Here is a 25,784-nt window from a genome sequence, read left to right as displayed (position 1 = left end):
GAAAAGGCGTTTTGCCATAATTTTTCGTTTGTTAATCCATCCGTTTAAGAACTGTTTTGACCGCAAATAGGCAATAAACAGGAAGTATGATTCTCTTATACAGCTACGGTGTTAATCATATAAGTATAGATTGTGACAGCTATTCGGATTTTTTGATGAACCCTTGTACGTGATTACACAATTATGATCTACAGATTGGATAGTGCAGCTAAGATAAAAGGGGTGGATCATGGGGACGGCAGAAGGCATTACGAGAGGCTTCTATGAAGATATAAAGGAAGCTGCGGCCCATATTGTAGACGTACTAAGTGGTATATTGAAGGTTAATACCATCTTTGTTGCTACGAATGACGGTTTGACGAATGTCATTCTGGAGGCGTTCAATCGCAAGGAAGAATTGATTGTAAAAGGTAGCGAACTTCCATTTGAAGATTCTTACTGCAGCTTGGTATTAAAAGATAAACATGAGAACCTTACAATCCAGAATACATGTGAACATCCGATAACAAGATTCATGGATGTCACGAGTGGGCTCGGCAATCGTTTCTTCGTGGGCGTGCCCATCATGCGAAGATCTGGCAAAACATTCGGGACCATCTGTCTGATGGATAATCCTGATTATGTAATCAGTGAAACCGACATGAAGACGCTGAAGGCGATGGCCGTATTCCTTGGCTATGTTGTGGATCTGGAGAGCACATTGCATCTTCAGGAGCGTAAATTGAGTGATTCGGAACAAATGCAACAGCAGCTCCAGGCAGAGAAAGAACGAGCTGAATCGGAGGCCATGACCAAATCACAGATGCTCAAGCTGATGAGTCATGAGATTCGCAATCCGTTGAACGGCATTCTGGGACTGACTGATCTGATACGTACACCGGATATGCCTGAGGAGCAGTCAGAATATGTGAATATGATTGAGACGAGCGGCAATATTCTGCTTACTTTGTTGAACAATATGATGAATTTCAACATCAATGAGGCAGGTAAAACGGTTATACATGATGATCCTTTCGATCTGGTAGGTACAATCGAGAATACGGTCTATCTTTATGCGGGAATTGCGGCTGACAAGAACATTGAGCTGGGATTGAATCTGGAGCTGAATGTGTCGCAAGTATTCGTTGGTGATGAGATCAAGATCGGACAGCTGCTTGCACATGTCATTCAATACGCTCTCGATTCAACGCGTGAGGGCTCCGTCCTGATCACGGCAGTGGTGAACGGAGAAGACACCGAAGAGATGGGTACACTTCTGCTCAAGGTGAATTACACAGGTCAGACGTTATCGGATAAGAAGATGCAAACCTTCAACAGCCAAGAAGAGAAGTTGAATATCCAAAAACTGATTGGAAGTAATCTGGGTCTGGCTGTAAGCCAGAATCTTGCCATTCTCATGCATGGCCGTATTCAGGTGAGCAGTGTGAAGGAAAATGAGACAGAATTCAACATATCCCTTCCGTTACGTAGATACTGGGAGTTACCTCAACTCGCAAGTGTTCAGCAACGGTTAAAGGGGAAAAAGGTGTTACTTGCCAAGGACCCTGACATTTTGCAAGGCGTCTCTTCCCTGATGCGTAGGTGGGAGATGGATGTACACATGACCTCGAATCTGACATTAGCGCATGATTGGATCAACGAAGGATTCATGCCTGATGTAGCCGTTGTGGATATGGGGTTACTGGAAGGCGGCGCGGTCGATTTTGTACAAGAACTGAAACAGCGACTGGAGGATCTGCCCGTCATTGTTCTTGTTCCCTATGGTATACACATTGAATTGCATGAAGCAGAAGCCTTTGATGCTGTCCTGACGAAGCCAGTCAGACAGGCTGATCTGTTGAATGCATTGAGCATTACTTTGCCTTAAATCATAATCATAGACAAATCTTTATTCGGCGCACCTGTTATGGGTGCGTTTCTTTTCATTTTCCATTTTCTGAGGCAAGGCCCTTTTATTCCGAGCTGGTTACGTTACAATAGAAAGTGAACTTCATCTTTATAACCAACAGAGGAGGATATGCAATCAATGGATTATCGCAGATTAGGTGGAAGCGGACTGAAAGTAAGCGAGATCAGCCTGGGAAGCTGGCTGACGTACGGAGGGTATGTGGAACGTGAGAATGCGGTGAAATCAATTGAAACTGCATTTGATGAAGGCATTAACTTTTTTGATACTGCCAATGTATACGAACGGGGTGCAGCAGAAGAACTGCTGGGGCAGACGCTCAAAGCGTACTCCCGTGACTCTTATGTACTTGCAACCAAAGTATTTGGCAAAATGGGTGATGGTCCGAATGACCAGGGGTTGTCTCGCAAACATATCAAGGAGCAATGTGAAGCCAGCTTGAAGCGCCTGGGCGTTGAATATGTGGATATCTATTACTGCCATCGTTATCATACTGAAACACCAATCGAAGAAACACTGCGCGCGCTTGATGACCTGGTACGTCAAGGCAAAGTGTTATATGTAGGCGTCAGCCAGTGGACAGCGGCTCAGATGGAAGATGCGCTAGGTACAGCAGATCGTCTGCTTCTGGATCGTATCGTGGTCAATCAGCCGGTGTACAACATGTTTGACCGTTATATCGAAAATGAGATTATCCCGCTCGGCGAGCGTAAAGGCATTGGACAAGTTGTATACTCCCCGCTTGCTCAAGGTCTATTGACCGGGAAATATACGTCCGTTTCCGATATCCCAGAGAATAGCCGTGCTGCCAAGCTAGGATGGGACGAAGGAAAGATCAATGCGGATCGCATCGGGAAAGTTCGTCAACTGATTGAAGTGGCGGACAAGCTGGATCTGAAGGTTGGCCAACTGGCCCTTGCCTGGATTCTGCGCCAGAACAATGTATCCAGTGCACTTGTAGGGGCGAGTCGACCCGAGCAGGTAAAAGAGAACGCGGCTGCCTCTGGCGTGAAGCTGGATGCTGCCATTATCGAGGAGATTGAGAGCATCCTTGCTTGATCTCCTGTCAGCACACAAGCTGAGATGATATATAATAATCCATAAAGCAAGGGATGTCCTGTGCGCCTGAATAGGCGAACGAGACATCCCTTTTTTGGAGAACGTTGAAAGGTTAGATTCATTGAAAGGTTGGATCTTGCTTTAAAGCGTAAGAGGCAGAGAGCGAAAAGTTAAGGCACACACACGGTTACGGCCTGTATTCTTGGCTTCATATAAAGCACGATCGGCCTGTTCGAAGAAGTCGTCATCGTCATGATCATCACAATGATCCGGATAGACGGCTACACCAATGGAGATGGTTAGACGTGTCGTGTGCCCGTCGGGCAGAGCAAAATGGTATTTCTCTACAGCCTGCCGTATGGATTCGGCGGTAGCTACGGCCTGACGGTGTCCACAGTCGAGCAAGAGAATGGCGAATTCTTCCCCACCGTTTCGTGACACGATATCAGCAGAACGTGCATGCTCAACAAGCAGTTGTCCAAGTTGCTTCAGGACCGCATCGCCAGCGGAATGACCATAGGTGTCGTTTACCTTTTTGAATCGGTCAATATCAATGGCAAGCAAGGAAAGCTTCTGTTGATAATCCCGCGCACGCTGGAGTTCCAGTTGAAGTGATTTTTCGAACTGTCGTCGATTGCTCAGGTTGGTAAGATGATCGGTAGAAGCTCTTTTTTCCAATAGAAATAACATTTCATTGGATTTATTAATGAATTCTGCAATGAAATAGATAAATAATCCACCGGCAAAGGAAATGGTCATTTGTAACGGATATATCTTCATTAATGAATTCATGCTGTCTGTATTCAACATAAGGATGATAAAGATTAATGTCATGCCAAGCAGATTCATTGTAATTATTTTGGTCAGTCTGGACCAGGGAGCATAGGCGAAGTATACACCGGACAGTCCGATCAGAGTCATGACAAAACCTGCATCTATGGCAGAGGATGATAAGCCGAACATCAGAATACGAATGACCGAGATCATGAGTCCCGTAACGACCGAAGCCAATCCTCCCATATATACCGCTGCGGTAACGATGGCCAGATGCCGTAGATCTACAATCGTAGTTTCGTTCAGAGGGAATGAATAGTTCATGAGTACTGTGCCATATATACCGAATAATAAGCCGCCGATCAACTGAACACGTAACGAGGGAAAAGGCAATCGGATACTATAGAACTTTGCGATGATCCCGGACACATACATAAACGTAATCATGACACAGATATTAATGAAAAAAGTGCTAAACAACCGACATTCCCCCTTTTTACGCACATCCCTATATTTTATCTGAAAATTGGTGCTGTAGCGAACCATATTATCCCAAATTTATGAGGGGATTGCTGGTAAAGGTGGTTTATTTGCATATACAGGATGTTAGAGTGATATTGACTTCAATATACAATGAGATTTATACTTAATCTAAATCAAAATGTATTCCTTCTTTTTGGGAAGACCATCATTAGTAGAAGATCAGTGTCTGATTTCATATAAAATGGATCAATAATAAAGGAGAAATGGTTGTGAGAACTTTAAATCTGACGATACAACGGCAAGCGGTATATGATGTGGTGCGCCATTCAGAGGATCACCCGACAGCTGCTGATGTCATGAATCGACTCGTGGAACAAGGATATAATCTGGCCTATGGTACGGTATATAATTCTCTTCGTTATCTGACGGACAAAGAATTGATACGGGAACTTAAACTCGGAGAGACAGCAAGCCGGTACGATGCCCGTATGGATGATCATCAGCACATTATGTGTGAAGTGTGCGGTAAAGTGGACGAGGTGATGACAGAGGTTCCTCCACAATGGATGAAACAGGTAGCTGAAGAAACCGGATATGCAATCGATCATGCTCATGTGGTCTTTGGAGGTGTCTGCGGGGAATGCAGAAACAAACGGATCAAGTAAAAATAAAACTGCCTGGCCGCCGGTTACCCCTTAGGGTTAAACCAGCCTTGTCCGATGCAGCACCGCTTGTGGACAATTGTCCTGTTACACGGCGTGTTATTCTGATCAGCCCGATGCCGGGGCAGGTTCATGAACTGGTAAAGGCCTTAACGGATAGCTGCTTTGATGTACTGGTCTTCCATCGCTGGGAACCGGATCTGCATGAGCGTCTTGTCTTTGATCTGTTGATCTATGATCTGTCTGTTGCTGGAACGATCGATGCATTTGCCGGCATTAGCAGCCGATTGAATCGTGAGGCTGAGCATACAACCCCTTGTTTGTATCTAGTTGGTGAGAAGATGATCGGCAGCGCAAGTGGACCGATGCTTCAGGAGGAGTTGCTGGTGTGGCCTGCACGCCCGCAGGAAGCACTTTACCGGGTGCAGCGTATGATTGGCAACAGCCCTGCTCTGCCCAACCGTGGTTTTTTGCCTGAGGAAGGGCACCGTATCGGATTCAAAGATCTGTGGCTCGATCGTGAACGGATGAGTGTACAGCGCGATAATAACCGGATTCATCTAACCAAGACCGAATATGATCTGTTACTCAAGCTGATTGATGCCAAAGGTGCAGTCATTTCCCGTGAGGAGATGCTCAGCGATATCTGGGAGACGGACTTTACGGGTGGAAGCAATGTGGTCGATGTTCATATCAAAAGCTTGCGCAAAAAGTTGGGCGATAACGCATCTTCGCCGCAATATATTGTCACTGTAAGAGGAGTGGGCTACCGCCTGGCGGATTAGTCCGCTTTTTTTTGCCTAATGGATATAGTAAATCCGGATCACTACCTTAAAAACATGTTCATAGTTCATTCATGAAGTGTTGAAGAACCTCATCTTAATCTCATGTGAACCTCATGCAAGAGCAGAGAGGGACATGTTAGAATCAATTTAACAGTTAGATCAAGTCTAAATGTATATTTAAACCGAAGCCGAATATGATTTTAATAGTAGATATATAACAGCCGTGAGACCCATTAGAGGAGGACGACATGATGACAGAACGTATGACTACGAATCAGGGAGCACCTGTAGGTGACAACCAGAATTCTCGTACAGCAGGTAGAAGAGGGCCAACACTGCTTGAAGACTACCATCTCATTGAGAAAATAGCCCACTTTGACCGTGAACGTATTCCCGAAAGAGTCGTACATGCGAGAGGTGCCGGAGCTCATGGTGTATTCACACTGGAGCAGAGTATGAAGGCTTATACAACAGCGGACTTCCTGCAAGATCCGGGTACCGAGACGGATGTGCTGGTTCGTTTTTCGACTGTTATTCACGGTACGGGATCACCAGAGACTGCACGAGATCCGCGTGGATTTGCTGTCAAATTCTACACACGTGAAGGCAACTATGATATCGTGGGCAACCATCTGCCTGTTTTCTTCATTCGTGATGCCATGAAGTTCCCTGACATGGTTCACTCCCTGAAGCCAGCTCCGGATACCAACATTCAGGACCCAGCTCGCTATTGGGACTTTATGACCCTCTCGCCGGAATCAACCCATATGATGACCTGGTTATTCTCTGACCTGGGTACACCGGCAAGTTATCGGGAGATGGATGGATTCGGCGTCCATGCTTTCAAATGGATCAATGCACAGGGACAGGTCCACTATGTGAAGTATAAGTGGGAGTCTGCCCAAGGGGTCCGAGGCTTCTCTCGTCAGGAAGCTGCCGAAGTACAGGGGCAAGACTTTAACCATGCTACCCGGGACCTGCATGAACATATCAAGAACGGACAATACCCGCAGTGGAAGCTTCAGGTGCAACTGTTGAAGCCTGAACAGATGGATGATTTTGCTTTTGATCCACTCGACCCTACGAAGACCTGGCCTGAGGATGTACTCCCGTTCCATACGGTGGGAACCATGACCCTGAATCGTAATCCGCAAAACTTCTTTGCTGAAGTGGAGCAGGCGGCCTTTTCTCCTAGTGCGCTTGTACGTGGAATTGAGCCTTCCGAAGATAAATTGCTGCAAGGACGCCTATTCTCCTATCCGGATACACAGCGGCATCGGCTTGGAACGAACTATTTGCAAATTCCGGTGAATTGCCCGTACGCACCTGTTCGTAATCATCAGCGTGATGGACTCATGAATGTGAATCAGGACCCATCCCCGGTGAACTATGAACCCAACAGTTCCGGGAGCAGCCCGCAGGAAGATCCGGCATACCGGGACAGTCAGGTTCCGTTGCAAGGGCACGTTACAAGAGAGAAAATCGAGAAGACGGATGATTATACGCAGGCAGGGGAGCTATTCCGTTCATTCACTCCTGTAGAGCAGCAGCATTTGCTTGATAATCTGATCAATGACCTTAAGGGTGTATCTGTTGATATTCAAATGCGTGCCCTGTGCCACTTCTTCCGGGCGGATGGACAGCTTGGCGGACGTTTGGCTCATGGACTCGGCGTGGATATTTCTGCACATATGCCGTCACAGGATGGAAAATAAAGTGCAGTTTGACCCTGTACTCGCAACATCATACGGACTAATATTTGGGGAAGACCGGGAAAACCGCGAACGTGCGGAATTTCCCGGTCTTTGGCCTTTTTTACTGAAATGGAAAACAAATTTACAAATCATTTACATAAAATAGCTGACATAGAGGTTGACTTCTCATTTGTTGGCACTACAATGGGTAGTGTGAGGGGTGTCAGAAAATGAGAATACACAATTTCAAAGTGGGTGAGCGTGGGCTCAACCGATTTTTCGGTCCGCTGGAGGCCAAGATCATGGACATTTTATGGGCTCGTCCTGGCAGCAGCATCCGTGAAGTGCAGACCGCACTTGAACAAGACAAAGACGTCAATTTTAATACAGTCATGACCGTGATGAACCGGCTCGTAGACAAGGGACTTCTCGGAAAGTCACAAAAGGGCAGAACATCTTTGTACCAACCGGTACAGAGTAAGGAGGAGTTTATGAACGACCAATCCAAGGAACTGTCACATGAGTTGGTGGATGAATTCGGAGCTTTGGCATTGAATCATATGCTGGATGCGCTGGATGAAGCAGATGCGGGTCTGATTGAACGCTTGGAACAGAAGATCAAACAATGGAAAAAGGATACCGATTAAGATGTGGAAGACCCGCTCGAAACTTTTGTTTACCGTCGGGTTTGGCATTCCGTTACTCGTGTTCATGCAGATGTTCATGTACGCGATGTACAAAATTTTTGGCTGGGATATCCCGTTTAACCTGCTCTGGCTCTGCAATCATTGGATGAGTCGACTGGGTTGGTTATCCGTGGGACATTTCCTGCTGGCACTGGTATTGCTGACATTTGCGGGAACAGGTTGGTTGCTAATGGTGCGTATGATGAAAACCAGAGCAGCCGTACGTAAGCTCCGCTCCATGGAGGTGCGTGCATTGTCTCGCGAACTGGAGTCCAAGTATCACCATCTTGGACAGCCAGGATTCATTGTAGTGGACAAGCATTCTCCGGTTGCATTTACAATTGGTCTATGGAGACCTTGCATCGTACTCTCCACGGGGCTTCTGACGATGCTGGATGCAGAAGAGGAGACAGCAGTTGTGTACCACGAAGTCCATCATCTGTGGCACCGTGACCCACTGAAAACGACACTGTTATCGGTATTTGCAATCATGATGCCGTATATTCCCGTATTGAAGCATACTTCGAAACATTACAATATCGTTAGAGAAATTCTGGCAGACAATGAGGCCATTGAGCGTACAGGCAATGTGGCAGGCATTGGCAGTGCTTTGCTCAAGCTGCTCCGTGCTTGTCCTGAACCTTGGGGGGCCACAGAACTGACCGTTCAATCCTCATTTGCGGATACGTCGGTGAATGTCCGCATTTCACGTCTGCTGGACCCCGAACAGGACGTGACGCTGAGATTGCCACGTTATGCTGTTTTGATGTCGGCTACTGTTTTTCTATTGCTCTCTATCTTGTTTGTTTGGTCCATCGGATAGATTAATTGGGCTAAATTGAAGTCGAATATAATGTGAAAGGAAGATGAACATGAATAATAAAAGTGTAGAGATTGGATTACTTTTCTCAAGGATTATGATCGGTTTGATCTTTGTATTGCATGGCTGGAGTAAATTCGAAGGTGGAATCAGCGGTACGGTAGGTTTTTTCGAAAGTATTGGTATTCCCGGATTTCTTGCATCCGTTGTAGCCATCATTGAGTTGGTAGGTGGTGCAGCGATGATTCTGGGTCTGGGAACACGTGTGTTTGCTGCCCTGTTTGCCATCGTGATGGTTGGCGTTCTGTTTACAGCCAAAGTGGGTGAGCCGTTCCTGAGTGGTACCGAGTTAGATTACCTGCTGCTGGCGGGTTCCCTGACACTGCTCTTCACAGGAAGCCGCCTCCTGGCCGTGGATTATCTGTTCTCCAGACAGGGGAACGCTCGCCAGAATGTGAGTGCTTGAATGGACTAACGATTACTACAAATAATGAAGTGCAGGATTAGTCCTGTAATGAGGTTCTTTATTGGCCAGGCCGGTTTGGGAATTGATTTGCGAACCGGGCTGATCAGTAGAGAACTTTTTCGTTTGGACGACATGCCTTTGGTTTGATACAATGAGAATAAGTATGCTACTAAGAAAAAATAAGGAGGATGCATTTTATGATTAACGTCATTCCATCCGATGCCCGCTCTAGCTTCGATCGAGGCTGGCTCCGTGGCAGTCACAGCTTTTCCTTTGGAGAATACCAAGACCCCGAAAATACGGCGTTTGGACCGATGAGGGTAGCGAACGACGATGTGATCGCGCCTGGCCGCGGTTTTGGGGCTCACCCACATAGTGACATGGAGATTGTATCCATCGTACTGAACGGCAAGTTGCGACATGAAGATAATCTGGGCAATGTAGCCGTTACAGGTTTTGGTGGTATCCAACGGATGTCAGCAGGCAGTGGCATGATTCATACCGAACATAATGCATCCGATACCGAAGAAGTACGTTTGCTTCAGCTCTGGTTCATGCCACAGACCAAAGGGTTGGAGCCCTCGTATGAGACCACATCATTTGATCCAGCGGCATTGGCAGGAGCACTCGTGCCGATTGTATCCCCAGATGGGGGACCAAGAGTTGCGACCATTCATCAGGATATGACGATCTACCTTGGCCGATTAGCCAAAGACGAAACGTTAACCTTTAATCAGGATTCGGGCCGCCGGATGTACATTTTCTCCATCGAAGGCAAGCTGGGATTGGATGGAGAGTACCTGTTGAACGAAGGCGATACGGCTCGTGTGGAACAGCGGGATTCAATCGAACTGCAAGGAAATGAAGATACGTTCTATATGATTATTGATTTGCCGTAGATGGCTGATGAAATGAACTCCAAGATGAAGGAGGATATACACGTATGGCGCAACAGGAATGGTTTATGGTTAAACATGCGGTGACCGGGCGAGGATTAGCTAATAGCAAAACAGATTCGCTGTCCTATCGGTTCCAACAGGAAGGTACAGGCTTCATATTTACCGTTACGGGTCTGGACGAGCAGATTGTGGAACAGATTATGGAGCTTAGACAAGAACTGAACGTATTTCGTTTCGTCCAACGCAAGGACCAGCCCCTTTTGAAACACTGGTACTACGTAGAAGGTGAGCGGGTTGTGTACGACAGGGAGAGTCACACGCTAAGCATCTATGCGAAGTCGGAGATTCGTTATGTGCCTGAAAATTATTTTGCAGATTAACTTGTAAGTAACGATAGAACTTGGAACATCCCAGAGGTCTCTGTTAAATACAGAGGCCTTTTTTGCTGTCTGAAAACTCAGAGAACATAATCGTAATTTTGCAAAAAAGACCACATAATTCCCAACTGTCTGGCACAAGCTACCTTGTATAAAAAAAACAAGAACGGAGGGGCGGCATATGGCAGACAAAACATCTGGGAAAGACAAGTCCCGACAACCGGGACGAGCGTCAGAAGAAAAAAAGCATATCCCTCTGGGACTGCCGTCCCCGCCTTTTCTACGGCAGCCGATTAGTGCAGTACATGAAACTCAGATTCAGGCGGTAAAGGAGATCTTCTCCGATTGCTCGGATGTGGTTTTTCGCAACGTCATGATTACGCCTGAAGTGAAAGGACTTCTGGTCTATATCGAAGGCATTGTTAATTCGGCTGATATCCAGGAACACATGTTGCGTCCGATTATTCGTGGGCTGGTGCAGCAGCGTACAGATGAACCTGATGTTCCACTGGATGATACAACCGTTGAGCTAACACAGGTGAAGCGCGTTAACACCTGGGCTGCCGCGGCTGAAGGGGTGCTGGCATCCTCCGCCCTTCTGGTGATCGATGGAAGTAACGAAGCCTGGATGTTTAACGTCAAAGGTGGCGTCAGACGCGGTGTGGAGGAACCTCAGACGGAATCCGTCATTCGGGGACCACGGGAGGGATTTACCGAAACACTGCGCGTGAATACGGCTTTACTGCGGTTCAAGCTGAAAACTCCCTCCCTCAAGATGGTAAGTATGACACTAGGCACAGAAACCAAAACCGATATTGTTCTGACCTATCTGGACGATATTGTTGATCCAAAGGTGGTTCAGGACGTGAAGGAACGCCTGGAAAAGATCAAAATTGACGGCATTCTGGAGACGGGTTATATCGAGGAACTGATTGAGGACCACCCGTATTCTCCATTCCCACAGATGCACTATTCCGAGCGCCCGGATACAGTAGCAGGTAACTTATTGGAAGGACGATTTGCCATTTTGGTAGACGGAACTCCCTTTGCGTTAATTGCTCCAGTGACCATGTGGCAGATGCTTCAAGCCAGCGAGGATTATTATGAACGATTCTTTATCACTAATCTGTTGCGGTGGATTCGTTTTTTGTTCGTAGCCATTGCGTTATTCCTGCCAGCGCTATACATCGCTATTACGACATTTCATCAGGACATGTTACCCACCACATTGATTTTAAGTATCGCAGGAGCACGGGAAGCTATCCCCTTTCCCGCACTGGTTGAAGCACTCATCATGGAGCTGTCTTTCGAGGCTCTCCGTGAAGCAGGAGTCAGGTTACCGAAAACGGTAGGGCAGGCCGTCAGTATCCTGGGTGCACTTGTAATTGGGCAGGCAGCCGTTCAGGCAGGGATTGTATCTGCACCGATGGTTATTATCGTATCCATGACAGGTATTGCTTCCTTTACGATTCCACGGTTTAACTTTGCAATTACCGTTCGTTTATTGCGTTTTCCAATCATGTTACTGGCTGGTATGTTCGGACTGTATGGTATCGTGATCGGTCTGGTCCTGATTTCGGTGCATCTGACCCAGATGACTTCATTTGGTATGCCGTATCTGTCAGGTCTTAGCCCATACAGCAAAACAGATACTAAGGATATTCTCATTCGTGTACCATGGTGGAAAATGATCAATCGTCCATCTACGGTTCAACGGGATCAGAAGCGGATGGCAGAGAAGATCAATGGTTCGCCTGAAGCAGAAGAGGGGTGGTAAACCCATGCATTTCATGTATAAATACCGGGCAGTTATAGCTCTGTTGTTATGTACCTCTCTCATTTCAGGTTGCTGGGACCGAGAGGAAATAAATGATGTTGCCTTTGTAATTGGTGTCGCCGTGGATAAGGAGGAACAAAATTACAGATCCAGTCTGCAGATTGCGCTTCCAGGACAATCTGGTGCTACGGGTAGTGAAGGAGGAGGAGGGGGCACAAGTGGTGATAAATCTTGGTTCATATTGTCCAATACAGCCAAAACCTTTCACGGAACATCTCTTGAAGGGCAAAAGGCGCTCTCACGCAGATTATATTACGCTCATCGTCGTACTCTGCTAATCGGTGAGGATTTGGCTAGGGAGGGCGTTGCCCCTATGCTGGATTTGATGACACGTTACCCGCTCAATCGTTTCTCAGCGTTGCCGGTTGTGACAAGAGGAGAAGCATATAAGGTCATGGATACTGATGCACCCATAGAAAAATTTCCATCTGAGATGGTGCGGGAATTGTGTTTTTTAAATATGCGAAATCCCCGCTCACTCAAGACGTTTATAGATTCCATTCTTAGTGAAGGCGTAGATCCTTTTCTGCCCATTGCTTCGGTTGCCGACACTGTGCCGAAGAACTGGAAGGACACCAAAACGAACATCAAGATGGATGGATTGGCCATTTTCAAGAAAGACAAGCTGGTAGGCATGATCGACAAGGCACCGGCAGATGCACTGATTCTGGCCATGGGTGAGGCCAATGCGCCAGAGGTTATGGTCGAGGCTCCACGGGGAGAAGGAGATATATTCATCAAACTGAACGAGAACAATTCTTCGCTGCACCCCAGTGTCAAGAATGACAAGGTTAAGGTGAACATTCAATTGTACGCCAAGGGAGTTATCGTGGATAACGAATCGAATTACGGTGACCGGCGGGAGGAAGAGATATTGAAGTTAAATGACGCCATCCACAAGAAAATAAAGTCAGACATTGAGGAAGGCATCCGATTGGTTCAGCAGAAGTATCATGCCGATATTCTTGGAATCGGTCGATCTATCCATCAACACCTGCCGGCGGAATGGGACAAGATGAAGGATCGATGGGATGTCATTTATCCTGACGTTGAGGTAACCGTTATTCCCCATGTCATTATTGAAAATGTAGGAGTGATCAATAAACCAATCGGTGTAATGGAGGAGGACGTCATTCATGATTAAACCGCTTTTGTTTACCTATCTGGGCATGGCAATTGTGGTCATCTTGATGGATTTCAGACATATGAAGCAGGCATCAGCCATTAATCGCTGGATATCCTATGGTCTGATTGCATTGGGGACGGGCATTTGGTTCTATGTCACTCACTTGAGTAAAACGCTTTATGTCACGATATGGATGAGCCATGTTATTCAGCGATTGTTACCCTTACCATAGATTGCAGATAAGGGAGTATGCAAATTGCAGATTGAATGACGGAAAGGAGGTATTGTATGAATCAGAGTGTGACTCATCGGCAGATCGTGCTGCTCGTGCTACTGCTCAGTATTACAGGTACGCTGATTCAGCCCCACGCGCAGGCCATTTTCTACGCGGAGCAGCATGCTTATCTCTCGTATGTGCCCGTTGTTCTTGTGATGATGGCGTCTCTATGGTTGATAAGTAGGGTCCAGCAGCGTTTTCCCAATCAGGATCTGTTCGAATCCCTTGTTCAGCGATTCCCGTTTTTGGGGAGAGTAATGGGATTTCTGTACATTCTATTTTTTTTCTTTGTGTTTGCAAGAGATATCCGATTATCGGGTGACTATGTGAGTATAACGCTACTGGAGAACACACCCATTTCCATCATTGCAGTATCTCTGGTGGTCATGGGGATCTTTATCGTTCGAGGCGGACTGGGTTCCTTAATCGGAATGGCGGAGTTGTATGTTACCCTGTTCCTGCTGATCTCTATGATTATACCTTTCATGCTTATTCAGCAGGTAAATATGGATAATCTCATGCCTTATTTTCATGTTGATGTTGCAGGAGTAGGCAAGGGAAGTTGGTACATATTTTCTTTTTATGGAGAGATGATTGCATTGCCGTTTGTCATCAAGGGTAGTGATTTTCGTTTCAAGTCTGTTCTAGGGGGAATGATCATCTCTGCACTTCTAATGATGCTTATCCTTGTGGAGACGATAACTGCGATTGGAGTCCCTATTGCTTCCAGACTGGTATACCCATCCTATGAGCTGGCAAGGCAGCTGCAAATCAGTGATTTTCTAGACCGGTTTGACCTTGCGCTGGCAGCAGCAACCATGCCGACCATGATCACGAAGATTGCATTTGATCTATACTTTGTCTGTTGGGGACTGAAGCGAATGATTCCCAAAGTGTCGGGAAAGATGATGACGGGCCCGGTCGCCTTGGTCGGATTCGTATGTGCTTTCTGGTTCTTCCGAAATGCGATTCAGCTCAATCGTTTTACTCGGGAATGGACATGGATTGCCATTGTTTTTGAAGCGCTTTTCCCCATTGTGCTGTTTCTGTTTCTTCGTCCACGTAAAAAGGATAATAAAGAATCTACCCAACAGAGATCGGGAGACCAGTCAAAGAAAGAGAAGCATGAACAGGGACATGAATCCTCTGATTCGGAGAAGGATGGAGAGAAAAGAAGGCAGGATTCTCATGGCGGAGAACTCCAGCCTTCCTGATGCATTCCATCAAAAATCCTTATAGATGAACGGGCAAAAAGAGGGAAAGCACAGTTCCCCTTCACAGAAGTACCCTGTATACTGTAGTCAGACTGATGAACATTCGGCTGAACTAACGGGGGGAACATGAATGGCTCAACATTTGGCAGGTGTGCGTGTAGCATTGACAGGACCACGAAAATCGAAAGAAATGTCCGTACTGGTTGAAAAAATGGGTGGAATCCCGCTTGTGCGACCGGCACAGGGGACCGTATTCCTGGATGACCGGAGTATCAGAGATGGGCTGGTATCCTGGATTTCAGACCCGCCAGACTGGGCGGTGTTAACTACGGGTATGGGATTGGATGCATTGTTTGAAATGGCTGAGGATATGGAAGTGGCAGGAAAATTACTGGATGCATTATCGGAATCCTCAATCGCGGCAAGGGGATACAAGACGGTGAATGCGCTCAAAAAGCGCAAGTTAACACCACTGGTACGAGATGATGACGGTAGCACGGACGGGCTCATTCGAGAATTCGCCCCACATGATCTCGCAGGGAAAAAGGTGATGTTGCAGCTTCATGGGGAGACAGCTCCCAAGCTCGTTGCATGGTTGAAAGAACAAGGTGCAATCGTCAGACAAGTGCTTCCTTACCGCCATGTACCGCCAGAAGAGACAGAGCTGGAACAGTTACTGAATGAAATTCTAAAGTTCGAAGTAGATGCTGTTGCGTTCACAAGTGGACCGCAGGTCAGATTTCTGACCCAATATGCAGCCTCCCAGGACAAGCTTGAGCCGTTGCTTGCAGCCTTCAGACAAGGCGTAATCCCTGCGTCTGTAGGTAAAGTAACAGCAAACTCCATGCGTGAAGAAGGCATTGAGGCACTGGTCATTCCGGAGGAAGAGAAGATGGGAGCACTCATCGTTGAGCTTGGACGTTACTTTGCAGCAGGGCGTGCGGCTAAGATTAGAGATTAGTGGCCTGCTTTTAGATCAGTTCGACAAAAAGCTTTTGGCGTCGCTTCATGAATAAAGGGTGTGCATTAAGCTCAACCGCATCGCTATATGATGCGGTTTTGTTTAGATTATAGAATTTATACGTTACAACTAAAACACGAATGTACATCCTTGATAGTGCTTCGATCAGAAGCTTCATCTGGGTTCTTACCCGGCAGCCGCTCAAAGATGGGTGGAACATTGTTTAGCCTATCGGCAGGAGCGATATATGCAGGGATAATAGCAGCTATTTATAGCTCAAATAGATAGCTGAATTCAATAAGCAAAATGGCTCTAATATCGCTTTTGCCCCCTGAGTCTTTGGTCGTGAAGTTGGCGATCCCATTCTGAATTAAAGGTTTTCAGATGAATATGTGGAATGAATAAAAGACAGAATCATTATGCGAAGGAGGGACATCATGATGAGAACCGTATGTGTAACGGGAGCTGCTCGGGGATTGGGATTGGCTTTGACAGCACAGATGCTGAAGAGAGGGTATCTCGTGTATGCGGCCGGTCTGGACGTGGAGGATTCCGAGGGGATTCGTATGCTTGCAGAAGGATATCCGGACCATCTGCGCGCCATCGAACTGGATATCGCGGACGACCTGTCGGTACTCTGTTCACGGAGACGTTGAAGCTGGATACGAATCATTTGGATATGCTGATCAATAATGCGGCTATACTAGGGAGTATTACGGATCATATCCGCGGGCCGTTGAATATGGCGGAGATGACCGAAGTATTTAATGTGAACACCTTAGGTACACTGCGTGTGACTCATTCCCTGTTACCCCTCCTTCTTCAAGGACAGGTCAAGCTGATTGTTGATATCTCTTCCGAGGCTGGAAGTATAGAACAATGCAGTCGGGATGGGTGGTATGCCTATTGTATGTCCAAAGCTGCTTTGAACATGCAGGCCCGTCTTGTACACAATGGTCTGAAGGATGAAGGCGGACAAGTGATGCTTGTGCATCCCGGTTGGGTACAGAGTTATATGCGGGGCGAATTGGATGTTGCTGCGGATCTCACGCCCGAGCAATCTGCACAGCATATCGCAGTACTTATCGACCGCCATGAACAGTTTAAAGGAGATCAACCCGCATATGTGGACTACAAGGGCGAGAAGCTCCCCTGGTAGTTGATTGATACAGTGAGGTGAACAAGAAAGGAGATTGATTGAATGGATCATCGTAAAAAAGCATTACTACTTGGCGATTATACACATCCGGATTGGCACCCGCTTCAAGGTGTGGATGCGGAGATTAGCCGAATTTTCCATGATACTATGACTGTGCAGTGCAGTGAGAACCGGAATATGCTGCTGCAAGAAAATATAACCGGGTTTGATGTATGTATCTCATACATGGACGATTGGAAGGGGAAAGTTTCTCCACAGCAGACAGCAGGTTTGTTGTCCTATGTAAGTAATGGAGGTGGACTGGTCATTATACATAACGGCATTTCGCTCCAAAATCGTTATGAGCTCAAACAGATGATCGGTGCCAAGTTCCTGCATCATCCGGCATATGCACCGCTTGAATTTACTGTAACGGCGGAAAGCCATCCCGTGACGGAGGGCATTTCGAATTTCACAATGGAAGAAGAGCCGTATCAGTTCGAATTTGGTTCTTTTGCTGAAACGAAAATATTGCTGGAATATCAATCCGAAGATGGACCAAAACCTGCGGTTTGGGCTCATCGATATGGTGTTGGGCGTATTGTTTATCTGATGCCGGGTCACCATGTACCGTCTTTTGCACACGAAACGTACCGTAAATTACTTCTGCAAGCAGGCAAATGGGCTGCACGTTACGTCTGATCGGACACGCAACTTTGCATGCAGAGTATAAGGGGTATAATATAGAGATCAACGAAGAGGAGGATGACAAAAATGAGCGATTTGTTCAAAAAGGCGATCTCGTTAGGGCTTGGTCTTACTGTTGTAAGCAAAGAAAAAATTGAGAAAACCGTGGATGATTTGGTCAAGCGTGGGGAACTTGCGCCCGGTGAATCCAAAGCTTTGGTTGAACGTCTGCTGGAACGGGGCGATGAAGAGCAGGGTCAGTTCAAGAGAATGATTCAGGAGCAGGTCAAGCGAGTGCTTCAGGAAGCTGGTGTGGCATCCGAAAGTGATGTAACCAGTCTGGAACAGCGCGTTGCTGTCCTGGAGAAAAAACTTGCCGAACTGGGCCAATCACCACAGCTCCAACCTGATGAATCCCCAGCTCCACTTGAAGTTCCTCCTCCTCTCAAAGGAAACGAGATCGAGTAGATGGCAGTGCGAATTAAACATGTCGGCAGATACCGTGAAATTGCCATGGCGCTAGTGCGTCATGGCTTCGGTTATATGGTCGAGGAGCTGGGTTTGTTCCAGCTGCTGGCTCTGCCCAGACGGTGGATGTCGCGTGAAGCACACACCACCAAAACGCTGAGTGAACGCATCAGGCTTGTGCTGCAGGAGCTGGGGCCAGCTTTCGTTAAGCTGGGGCAACTCGCAAGTACAAGGGCAGATCTGTTGCCTGAGTCTGTCATTCGTGAGCTGGTGAAGTTGCAGGATCAGGTCCCGCCGTTCTCTTCCGAGACGGCACGGGGTATTTTGGAACAGGAATTGGATATACCGCTGGAGGAGATCTTTTCCCGGTTCGAGGATACCCCTGTAGCTGCGGCCAGCATTGGACAGGTGCATCTGGGCAAACTTCGAAGCGGTGAGTCTGTAGCCATCAAGATTCAGCGGCCGGGTATATCGCGTATTGTACAGCGTGACCTGGATATTTTGCGTGAGCTGACAGCCATGGCCGAGAAGCGCTGGGATTGGGTGAAGCAATATCAGCTTCCACAAATGGTCGAAGAATATGCTCAGGCACTGATGGCTGAGCTGGATTATACGGTCGAAGGCCGCAATACGGAAAAGATTGCACAGCAATACCAACAGGACAACAAGGTGAAAATCCCGTCAATCTACTGGGATCAGACTTCATCCCGTGTACTCACGATGGAGTATATCGAAGGTATCAAACTCAATGATCGTGAAGAACTGGTCAGACGCGGTCATGATCTGAATAACATTGCCGAGCGGCTGGTGGATTCATTATTAAATCAGATTTTTATTCAGGGTTTCTTTCACGCTGACCCACATCCGGGTAATCTGATGGTATTGAAGGATGGACGTCTTGCCTTTATAGACTTCGGTATGGTGGGCAGTCTGAGTGATGAGATGAAACAACAGCTTGCTTCGCTTATTATTGGGTTAATGCGCAAAGATACGGACAGTATGATCCGGGCGATTGAGAAGCTCGGCATGATGCCAGATGACATGGACCTGCGTGGTCTTCATGTGGATTTGGACAAGTTGCGTAGCAAATATTACGATATTCCCTTTTCGAAGATTAGTGTGGGTCAGGCGTTAAATGACTTGTTCGGCGTAGCCCAGAGGCACCGGGTTGTCATGCCTGCGGATATTCTTCTGCTCGGTAAATCGTTGCTAACGATGGAAGGTGTAATCGAACATCTCGATCCTTCCCTGAGCATTGTAGATATGGCCGAGCCTTTTGGGCGGAAGCTGATCAAGGAACGTTTTAGCGCTGGAAGAATCAAGAATCGGTTGTTCCGCAGTGCGGCTGATATGGCCGAGAGTGTCATTGGTCTGCCAGGGCAGTTAAGGCAGTTATCATCCATTATTAGCAAAGGCAAGCTGAGGCTGGAGATCAGTGTCCCTGAACTGGATGCACTCATGCGCAGAATGGACCAGATCAGCAATCGGCTGTCTTTCAGTATTGTGTTACTCGCTTTTTGTATCATCATGGTGGGACTGATTATTGGTTCGTCGATTAGTCATCAGTCCACGATGCTGTGGGATATTCCGGTCATTGAGATTGGGTTCCTGGTTGCGATTCTGATGGTGGCTTTCCTGCTCTATTCGATATTCAAGTCGGGAAGGTTCTAGCAATAGCATGACATTACAAGAGTATCCGCAAAGAGACTTTCTCCAAAGGATCTTTGCGGGTTATTTTTTTGTGAATAGAGAATTGGTGAGTAAATTATAGAAATATTAAGATAATAGAAGAAAAGGTTCTGTTTTTTCGCCTTAACTGTATTAGTACATATCCAGTCCTGTGACTATAATAATAGGTCAGTACATTAACGGACCCGGTTTTTCTGAGAGGGGAAAACCTATGGGCATCAGGATCAGCTCCTGATGTCGCACGAGTAAGATAACTGAAGGCAGTAATGGAAGACCAGCGGTACACACTGGAACGGAAAAGACGTGAGTGCTCATGAACCCGTCAAGGTTATACGGATGGTAGAGAATGATGCAACTTAGGCAAGAGCATAAGCAAAAGATGCGGAGAGGGATCCGTTGTTTTGTGCTGTCCTGGGTGGTTGGTTAGTGGTGTACGGATTCCGTTACTCTTCAGTAAGATTGTCCATTATTAGGATACACGTAGGAGGAACGGTAAGAACATATGAATACTTTAAAACAACAATGGTTTGGCAACATTCGCGGAGATGTGCTGGCAGGCATTACGGTAGCGCTGGCGTTAATTCCGGAAGCCATTGCGTTCTCCATCATTGCGGGTGTTGATCCGATGGTCGGGTTGTATGCTTCGATTACAATTGCAATTGTGATCTCGATTGCAGGTGGAAGACCCGGCATGATCTCGGCGGCAACAGGTGCCATGGCGGTACTGATGGTTGGACTCGTCAAGGATTATGGCGTGGAATATCTTTTTGCGGCTACGATTTTGACGGGAATTATCCAGTTTCTACTGGGCATATTTAAGGTTGGACGGTTTATTACGTTTGTGCCTCATTCGGTACTGACCGGATTCGTGAATGCACTGGCTATACTGATCTTTATGGCACAGTTAACCCATTTCACGGGAGCGAACTGGATCATGTATGCAATGGTGGCGGGTACGCTGGCGATCATTTATATTTTGCCACGGTTTTTCAAAGCTGCCCCATCTCCTCTGATTGCAATCATCGTGATGACGATTATTACGGTGGTATTTCATCTGGACGTGAAAACAGTCGGTCAAATGGGCAATCTGACTAGTACCCTGCCGATGTTCCACTTGCCTAATATCGCGTGGACTTGGGAAACGCTGATGATCTTACTGCCCTATTCATTTACTCTGGCAATGGTTGGTTTACTGGAATCACTGCTGACCGCTACCATTGTTGATGAGATGACCGAGACCAAGAGTAGCAAGAATCGCGAGGTGCGTGGTCAGGGGATTGCAAACTTTATCAACGGGTTGTTTGGTGGTATGGCGGGTTGCGCGATGATCGGGCAGTCGGTTATTAATGTGAAGTCTGGCGGGCGTGGAAGATTGTCGACGTTTACCGCAGGTGCGTTTCTAGCCATCCTGTTATTGCTGCTTAGCGGAGTGGTAAAACAGGTTCCAATGGGTGCGCTCGTTGGCGTGATGTTTATGGTGTGTATTGGAACATTTGACTGGAGTTCCCTCAAAAATATTGCTCGTGTGCCGCGGGCGGAAGCCTTTGTCATGATTGTCACGGTGGCGATTGTGGTCTATACCCACGATCTATCGATCGGGGTTATGGTCGGCGTTGTGCTCAGTGTGCTGCATTTTGGCTGGAAACAGACCAAGATCCGTGTACAGGCAAGCCAGGAACAAGGGCAGAAGGTGTACCGGGTTCACGGACCGTTCTTCTTCGGTTCATCCTCCCACTTTGTCGATGAGTTCGATGCAGAGGCCGATCCGAATGAGATCACGATTGATTTCGGAGGGTCACATATCTGGGATAATACCGCGGTTGTAGCTATTGGCAAAGTGAAGTTCAAGTACGCGAAGCTTGGCAAAACCGTGCACCTGCGCGGGTTGAACGAGGAGAGCACTCGCATTCTTGAACGGAGTGGATTTGCTACAGCGGGCGGGCACGGTTCGTAACTTGGTTGCAACGAAGTAAACAACGAATAGATAACATAAAAAGATGCATTTTAATCAGCGTCGCACTTTTTCCGGCAATCGGGGAGAGGGCGTCGCTGTTTTTTATTAGAGCCTGAGGCATGCTAGGTCATTATTTCCACATCATCAGCAACCTGAAGGCAGATCTAGAGTCACTTGGTTGATACAAGTCACGCTGATCTCGAGATTTTATGCTACAAGTTAGGGTGTAACGCTGTATCCCCTTTTGTTTTGCTTGACTAACGTGTAAACTACAGGGTATGGAGAAGAAGAGCAACGAGTGGATTGCTTTTTAAAAAATTCATTTCATAAACATGATTGATATAAGGAAAACTAGTCTTGATGGCAGATACTGATACTAAGGTCATTATGAAATGGACTTATCTAAATGAATATACAGAGGTGTAACGATTGGCAAACTTTGAACAACTGGGCATTCGCCCGGAATGGTGCGAGATCCTGAAACATCAGGGCATCGCCGTGCCGACTCCGGTACAGGAGCGTTCGATTCCGGTACTGCTGGGTGGACGCGATATTATCGCTGAGGCACAGACAGGAACAGGGAAAACGCTGGCATTTTTGCTGCCGATTATTCAGAAAATTAACGTATCCGACCGTTCGCCGCAAGCGTTGATTATTGCGCCTACGCGTGAGCTTGCGCTGCAAATTACGGAAGAAGCGAAGAAACTCACGGCAAACGACGATAAACTGCATGTGCTTGCCGTATACGGCGGGCAGGATGTGGACAAGCAACTGCGTAAATTGCAGAACGGTACCCAGATCGTTATTGGTACACCAGGGCGTCTTCTGGATCACCTGCGCCGTGGCACGTTGAAGCTTGATAATGTGAAAAAACTGGTGCTGGATGAAGCCGACCAAATGTTGCACATGGGCTTCCTGGACGATGTGGAGACTATTCTTAGTGAGCTTCCACACAAACGTCAGACAATGCTGTTCTCAGCAACGATGCCAAAGGGGATTCGCAACCTGGCGAAGACCTACATGAAAGATCCGGAAGATGTTAAGGTATCTTCCCAATCTGTTATCCCGATCAAACAGATTCGTCAGCAAGTGCTGGAGTGTACGGATCGCGGTAAGCTTGAAGCGCTTCGCGGCATGATTGATACGTATCGCCCATACTTGGCGATTATTTTCTGCCGGACCAAGCGTCGTGCATCCAAGCTGAACCAGGATCTGCGTGAAGCAGGTTATGCAAGTGATGAACTTCATGGAGATCTGTCTCAATCCAAGCGTGAGAACGTAATGAAAGCGTTCCGTGATGCCAAACTGCAAGTGCTGGTTGCTACAGATGTAGCTGCACGTGGACTTGATGTTGAAGGCGTAACGCATGTATTTAACTACGATATGCCGCATGATGCGGAAAGTTATATCCACCGGATTGGTCGTACGGGCCGTGCAGGTGGTACAGGTCTTGCTGTAACGTTTGCAACAGAACACGACAGACCGGAACTTGCACGTATTGAACAAGGGATCGACCAGAAGCTGTCCCGTATCCAGTGGACGAGCGAAGGTCCAATTGCTTCTACTGGAGCAGCTAGACGATCTATCAACAGTCAAGGGGATGACGAACGTTCAGGCGGACGCTCTTCCGGAACAGGCAGTGCCCGTCGTGGTGCAGGTCGTAATGATCGCAGCTCTGGCGGACGTGGGGGGCGTGGTTCCCGCGGCGGCGAAGGTGGACGCAGTGAAGGCGGACGCAGTGGTGGTCGTAGCGGTGGCCGTAGCAGCGACAGTAGTCGCGGAGCTGCAGGTCAAGGTGGACGCGGTGCGGGTCGCAGTGGCGACGAGCGCAGCGCAGGTCGTGGTTCCGCGCGCAGCAGCGACAGCAGTCGCGGAGCAGCGGGCCAAGGCGGACGCGGTGCAGCTAGCAGCGGCTGGGCTGGCCGTAGCGCCGACAAGCGCAGCTCCGGGCGCAGCAGCGAAGGCTCTCGCCGTCCGGAATCCGCAGGACGCGGGCCGGCGAAGGGCGACCGTCGCGATTCTCGTCGCGGACGGTAAAGCCTTGGCGCAAGCAGCAATATAGCCGCAATTGCGCAGGCACCATGCCATGCCACATCGTTTGGCATGGAGCATATGAGAGGGTTCGGGTACAGATGTACCGAACCCTCAGATCAAGGGTCGCGAAGGAACCACGTCGCGGCCCTTTTTCAACAGGACAGATGCTCATTTCCGCTTATTCTGTTTGTCATCTGTTGAGTGCCTGTTTGCGTGCCTGCTTGATCCATGGAAGATGCCATTTAGGTATTCCCCATCTAGTTTTTCTTTTTGTCCGTGTATTGCGTATAGCACGTGGCAGACTGCCATAAAATTCAAAACACCTCATCCTAGACCTAAGGATGGGGTGTTTTTGGATTAATTCTTATATCATTAGAAGCATAACCTTCGATCTGTGGTGCTGACGCGCATGCAGGGATGGATGAAATTGCATTCGTCTATATACAGGGAGTGAGTTTGCACTAAACTACGTTTTTCTTTCTCAATATATCATCTCTACAGCTGAACATCTGCGTATTGATCCCGATATTTCTCGTTATACACCCGACCTACCGACTCTGCCAATCCCCCTCGTGCCTTGCTTGGATAGCGTTCAATCGTGTGATAAAGTCTCATGAATCGATCCTTGGGCATAAAGCGAGCGTAGCGGGTAATAAGACTAGGGAATAACTCAATATATTTGCTCTTGCGCACGGCAGCAGCAGCTACGGCTGTAAGTATCTGAATTCCATTGTGGAGCTGTAAAATGTTCACTTCATAGGTTGCGATATAACGGATCGCATCTTCACGGATCAAATCCGGCTTAAGCCGAGCAATCTCACCGATATATTCAGCCAGCAGCCGCTCGAAGCTGCGTAACAGCAAGGGCTTGAGCTGCAGATCCATATCACTGCGCAGGACAAAGGATTGTAACAGAGCAACCTGCTGCAGTCGAATCCGGTCATTGTAGACGAGTGAGCCGATCTCGCGGAGCATCTCATAGGCAAGTGCTTCATCCTGCTTTCGAGCTTCGGCGACCAGAGCCCAGTTGCGGTTAATGCCCTGGCGGATGAGTTCCTCATCCTGTTGCAACGTGCGCTTCAACTCGCGCTGCTGCTCTACCTCGAACGAACGTTTCTGCATGAAGATCAGTAAGGCCAGAAGCAGCAGGGAAACACTGGCTGCCGCCATGGTCTGATCTATGGTTTCACCAAAATAGGTGGCAGCTGCACCGAACAATATCGTAATGAACAGGTCGCGTGCAATGCGGCGTTTCACACGGGAAGTTGCCTTCGCTTGAACGGAATTCAGGGTACCCCGGCCACAGGCCGTGCACTCCTCTTCCCACAGGCAGGTATACTGTCCACAACGGGTGCAGACTTGCAACTTTTCATAGGCATAGGTCGTTCGTTGAAATGGTCGTATGGATACAACTAGTTTAGTACTCATGCTCAATCACGCTCACCATTCAGAATAGTGTAGAGGGTACGATCCGTGTCTTCGCGGGAGACCGGTTTCCGCCGATGAAGCTGGAGTGCAAAACCCTTTATGATGACAAAAAGAAACAATATGGCGAGGCATCCGTATGTAACCATAATCCGTTCCCTTCTATGGCTTGGTAATCAAGCGCTGTTATATTGCAGTTTGCTGGCAATAACTATATCATATTTCCATAGTTGGTACTTTTGTGCCAGTTACAGGTGTGAAATCGTCGATTTTTGTCAGTCATTACAAAACTGTAACTCAAGATAGGGGTGCTTTTCAGAATTTATTAGCAGACTGTTAAGATTTCCTTAAGGCTTGACGCCT

The 25,784-nt window shown here is 47.6% G+C and carries 25 protein-coding genes; 22 read left to right on the top strand and 3 right to left on the bottom strand.

Features of this window, described 5'->3' with window-relative positions; genetic code table 11:
* The first annotated feature begins 229 nt into the window (after positions 1-229).
* Entirely contained in the window at positions 230-1,867 is a 1,638-nt protein-coding gene (locus tag MKY92_RS28275) for a histidine kinase dimerization/phospho-acceptor domain-containing protein (RefSeq protein WP_339298402.1), read from the top strand.
* A gap of 159 nt (positions 1,868-2,026) precedes the next feature.
* Complete coding sequence (locus tag MKY92_RS28270) at positions 2,027-2,965, top strand: aldo/keto reductase family protein (RefSeq protein ID WP_100528312.1); 939 nt, start codon at positions 2,027-2,029, stop codon at positions 2,963-2,965.
* A 141-nt stretch (positions 2,966-3,106) separates the two neighbouring features.
* On the opposite strand, the gene MKY92_RS28265 is transcribed toward MKY92_RS28270, so the two are convergent.
* The gene (locus tag MKY92_RS28265) at positions 3,107-4,219 is read right to left on the bottom strand and encodes a diguanylate cyclase (RefSeq protein ID WP_036612810.1); all 1,113 of its coding nucleotides are present in this window, start codon (positions 4,217-4,219) and stop codon (positions 3,107-3,109) included.
* 272 nt (positions 4,220-4,491) lie between these two features.
* Between MKY92_RS28265 and MKY92_RS28260 the strand changes: the two genes are divergently transcribed.
* The 20 genes from MKY92_RS28260 to MKY92_RS28165 all read left to right on the top strand — a co-directional run bounded on the left by MKY92_RS28260 (position 4,492) and on the right by MKY92_RS28165 (position 23,999).
* The gene (locus tag MKY92_RS28260; protein WP_036612807.1) at positions 4,492-4,887 is read left to right on the top strand and encodes a transcriptional repressor; all 396 of its coding nucleotides are present in this window, start codon (positions 4,492-4,494) and stop codon (positions 4,885-4,887) included.
* Positions 4,863-5,669 (top strand): winged-helix domain-containing protein, encoded by an 807-nt coding sequence (locus MKY92_RS28255; protein WP_091012746.1) that lies wholly within the window; start codon positions 4,863-4,865, stop codon positions 5,667-5,669. The genes MKY92_RS28260 and MKY92_RS28255 overlap by 25 nt, the downstream gene beginning before the upstream one ends.
* A 251-nt stretch (positions 5,670-5,920) precedes the next feature.
* Entirely contained in the window at positions 5,921-7,384 is a 1,464-nt protein-coding gene (locus MKY92_RS28250; RefSeq protein WP_339301935.1) for a catalase, read from the top strand.
* A gap of 209 nt (positions 7,385-7,593) precedes the next feature.
* Positions 7,594-8,010 (top strand): BlaI/MecI/CopY family transcriptional regulator, encoded by a 417-nt coding sequence (locus MKY92_RS28245; RefSeq protein ID WP_221825553.1) that lies wholly within the window; start codon positions 7,594-7,596, stop codon positions 8,008-8,010.
* A gap of 1 nt (position 8,011) precedes the next feature.
* Positions 8,012-8,872, top strand: a complete 861-nt coding sequence (locus MKY92_RS28240; protein ID WP_221825552.1) for a M56 family metallopeptidase — start codon at positions 8,012-8,014, stop codon at positions 8,870-8,872.
* A 49-nt stretch (positions 8,873-8,921) separates the two neighbouring features.
* Positions 8,922-9,335, top strand: coding sequence for a DoxX family protein (locus tag MKY92_RS28235; RefSeq protein ID WP_100528505.1), 414 nt, complete (start codon positions 8,922-8,924; stop codon positions 9,333-9,335).
* Between the two features lie 197 nt (positions 9,336-9,532).
* A complete protein-coding gene (locus MKY92_RS28230) occupies positions 9,533-10,234 on the top strand; it encodes a pirin family protein (RefSeq protein WP_047840778.1) in 702 nt (233 codons plus the stop codon).
* A 44-nt stretch (positions 10,235-10,278) separates the two neighbouring features.
* On the top strand, positions 10,279-10,614 hold the full coding sequence (locus MKY92_RS28225) for a hypothetical protein (protein WP_339298401.1): 336 nt from the start codon (positions 10,279-10,281) through the stop codon (positions 10,612-10,614).
* Between the two features lie 178 nt (positions 10,615-10,792).
* The gene (locus MKY92_RS28220; RefSeq protein ID WP_339298400.1) at positions 10,793-12,388 is read left to right on the top strand and encodes a spore germination protein; all 1,596 of its coding nucleotides are present in this window, start codon (positions 10,793-10,795) and stop codon (positions 12,386-12,388) included.
* A gap of 13 nt (positions 12,389-12,401) precedes the next feature.
* Positions 12,402-13,592 carry a Ger(x)C family spore germination protein gene (locus MKY92_RS28215; RefSeq protein ID WP_339298399.1) on the top strand — a complete coding sequence of 397 codons (1,191 nt, stop codon included), beginning with the start codon at positions 12,402-12,404 and terminating at the stop codon, positions 13,590-13,592.
* Positions 13,585-13,806, top strand: coding sequence for a hypothetical protein (locus MKY92_RS28210; RefSeq protein WP_339298398.1), 222 nt, complete (start codon positions 13,585-13,587; stop codon positions 13,804-13,806). The genes MKY92_RS28215 and MKY92_RS28210 overlap by 8 nt, the downstream gene beginning before the upstream one ends.
* Positions 13,807-13,862: 56 nt before the next feature.
* Positions 13,863-15,065 carry an endospore germination permease gene (locus MKY92_RS28205; RefSeq protein WP_339298397.1) on the top strand — a complete coding sequence of 401 codons (1,203 nt, stop codon included), beginning with the start codon at positions 13,863-13,865 and terminating at the stop codon, positions 15,063-15,065.
* A 130-nt stretch (positions 15,066-15,195) separates the two neighbouring features.
* The gene (locus tag MKY92_RS28200; RefSeq protein WP_339298396.1) at positions 15,196-16,026 is read left to right on the top strand and encodes a uroporphyrinogen-III synthase; all 831 of its coding nucleotides are present in this window, start codon (positions 15,196-15,198) and stop codon (positions 16,024-16,026) included.
* A 437-nt stretch (positions 16,027-16,463) separates the two neighbouring features.
* A complete protein-coding gene (locus tag MKY92_RS28195; RefSeq protein WP_339298395.1) occupies positions 16,464-16,682 on the top strand; it encodes an SDR family NAD(P)-dependent oxidoreductase in 219 nt (72 codons plus the stop codon).
* Between the two features lie 23 nt (positions 16,683-16,705).
* Positions 16,706-17,185, top strand: coding sequence for an SDR family NAD(P)-dependent oxidoreductase (locus MKY92_RS28190; RefSeq protein WP_339298394.1), 480 nt, complete (start codon positions 16,706-16,708; stop codon positions 17,183-17,185).
* Positions 17,186-17,227: 42 nt separating this feature from the next.
* On the top strand, positions 17,228-17,866 hold the full coding sequence (locus MKY92_RS28185) for a ThuA domain-containing protein (RefSeq protein ID WP_074092596.1): 639 nt from the start codon (positions 17,228-17,230) through the stop codon (positions 17,864-17,866).
* 72 nt (positions 17,867-17,938) lie between these two features.
* Complete coding sequence (locus MKY92_RS28180; RefSeq protein ID WP_091036091.1) at positions 17,939-18,319, top strand: phasin family protein; 381 nt, start codon at positions 17,939-17,941, stop codon at positions 18,317-18,319.
* The gene (locus MKY92_RS28175; RefSeq protein WP_339298393.1) at positions 18,320-19,990 is read left to right on the top strand and encodes an AarF/UbiB family protein; all 1,671 of its coding nucleotides are present in this window, start codon (positions 18,320-18,322) and stop codon (positions 19,988-19,990) included.
* Positions 19,991-20,510: 520 nt separating this feature from the next.
* Complete coding sequence (locus MKY92_RS28170) at positions 20,511-21,962, top strand: SulP family inorganic anion transporter (protein ID WP_339298392.1); 1,452 nt, start codon at positions 20,511-20,513, stop codon at positions 21,960-21,962.
* A gap of 429 nt (positions 21,963-22,391) precedes the next feature.
* Complete coding sequence (locus MKY92_RS28165) at positions 22,392-23,999, top strand: DEAD/DEAH box helicase (protein ID WP_339298391.1); 1,608 nt, start codon at positions 22,392-22,394, stop codon at positions 23,997-23,999.
* Positions 24,000-24,491: 492 nt separating this feature from the next.
* Here MKY92_RS28165 and MKY92_RS28160 read toward each other — a convergent pair whose 3' ends face one another.
* Together MKY92_RS28160 and MKY92_RS28155 are read right to left on the bottom strand one after the other, a co-directional pair.
* Positions 24,492-25,424 carry a hypothetical protein gene (locus MKY92_RS28160; RefSeq protein WP_047840770.1) on the bottom strand — a complete coding sequence of 311 codons (933 nt, stop codon included), beginning with the start codon at positions 25,422-25,424 and terminating at the stop codon, positions 24,492-24,494.
* 2 nt (positions 25,425-25,426) lie between these two features.
* Positions 25,427-25,570 (bottom strand): hypothetical protein, encoded by a 144-nt coding sequence (locus MKY92_RS28155; protein ID WP_164783298.1) that lies wholly within the window; start codon positions 25,568-25,570, stop codon positions 25,427-25,429.
* Positions 25,571-25,784 lie beyond the last annotated feature (214 nt).

This window comes from Paenibacillus sp. FSL R5-0623, assembly GCF_037974265.1.
Lineage (GTDB): Bacteria > Bacillota > Bacilli > Paenibacillales > Paenibacillaceae > Paenibacillus.
The sequence above is the reverse complement of the archived record's forward strand: the minus strand, read 5'-3'. Positions and strand labels throughout refer to the sequence as shown.

Coding starts and splice junctions, on each gene's coding strand:
- MKY92_RS28240 (WP_221825552.1), top strand. CDS start 8,012: ATGTGGAAGACCCGCTCGAAACTTTTGTTTACCGTCGGGTTTGGCATT.
- MKY92_RS28190 (WP_339298394.1), top strand. CDS start 16,706: ATGCTGATCAATAATGCGGCTATACTAGGGAGTATTACGGATCATATC.
- MKY92_RS28160 (WP_047840770.1), bottom strand. CDS start 25,424: ATGAGTACTAAACTAGTTGTATCCATACGACCATTTCAACGAACGACC.
- MKY92_RS28175 (WP_339298393.1), top strand. CDS start 18,320: ATGGCAGTGCGAATTAAACATGTCGGCAGATACCGTGAAATTGCCATG.
- MKY92_RS28200 (WP_339298396.1), top strand. CDS start 15,196: ATGGCTCAACATTTGGCAGGTGTGCGTGTAGCATTGACAGGACCACGA.
- MKY92_RS28155 (WP_164783298.1), bottom strand. CDS start 25,570: ATGGTTACATACGGATGCCTCGCCATATTGTTTCTTTTTGTCATCATA.
- MKY92_RS28180 (WP_091036091.1), top strand. CDS start 17,939: ATGAGCGATTTGTTCAAAAAGGCGATCTCGTTAGGGCTTGGTCTTACT.
- MKY92_RS28245 (WP_221825553.1), top strand. CDS start 7,594: ATGAGAATACACAATTTCAAAGTGGGTGAGCGTGGGCTCAACCGATTT.
- MKY92_RS28170 (WP_339298392.1), top strand. CDS start 20,511: ATGAATACTTTAAAACAACAATGGTTTGGCAACATTCGCGGAGATGTG.
- MKY92_RS28255 (WP_091012746.1), top strand. CDS start 4,863: ATGCAGAAACAAACGGATCAAGTAAAAATAAAACTGCCTGGCCGCCGG.
- MKY92_RS28215 (WP_339298399.1), top strand. CDS start 12,402: ATGTATAAATACCGGGCAGTTATAGCTCTGTTGTTATGTACCTCTCTC.
- MKY92_RS28205 (WP_339298397.1), top strand. CDS start 13,863: ATGAATCAGAGTGTGACTCATCGGCAGATCGTGCTGCTCGTGCTACTG.
- MKY92_RS28195 (WP_339298395.1), top strand. CDS start 16,464: ATGATGAGAACCGTATGTGTAACGGGAGCTGCTCGGGGATTGGGATTG.
- MKY92_RS28220 (WP_339298400.1), top strand. CDS start 10,793: ATGGCAGACAAAACATCTGGGAAAGACAAGTCCCGACAACCGGGACGA.
- MKY92_RS28225 (WP_339298401.1), top strand. CDS start 10,279: ATGGCGCAACAGGAATGGTTTATGGTTAAACATGCGGTGACCGGGCGA.
- MKY92_RS28275 (WP_339298402.1), top strand. CDS start 230: ATGGGGACGGCAGAAGGCATTACGAGAGGCTTCTATGAAGATATAAAG.
- MKY92_RS28270 (WP_100528312.1), top strand. CDS start 2,027: ATGGATTATCGCAGATTAGGTGGAAGCGGACTGAAAGTAAGCGAGATC.
- MKY92_RS28235 (WP_100528505.1), top strand. CDS start 8,922: ATGAATAATAAAAGTGTAGAGATTGGATTACTTTTCTCAAGGATTATG.
- MKY92_RS28250 (WP_339301935.1), top strand. CDS start 5,921: ATGACAGAACGTATGACTACGAATCAGGGAGCACCTGTAGGTGACAAC.
- MKY92_RS28230 (WP_047840778.1), top strand. CDS start 9,533: ATGATTAACGTCATTCCATCCGATGCCCGCTCTAGCTTCGATCGAGGC.
- MKY92_RS28210 (WP_339298398.1), top strand. CDS start 13,585: ATGATTAAACCGCTTTTGTTTACCTATCTGGGCATGGCAATTGTGGTC.
- MKY92_RS28185 (WP_074092596.1), top strand. CDS start 17,228: ATGGATCATCGTAAAAAAGCATTACTACTTGGCGATTATACACATCCG.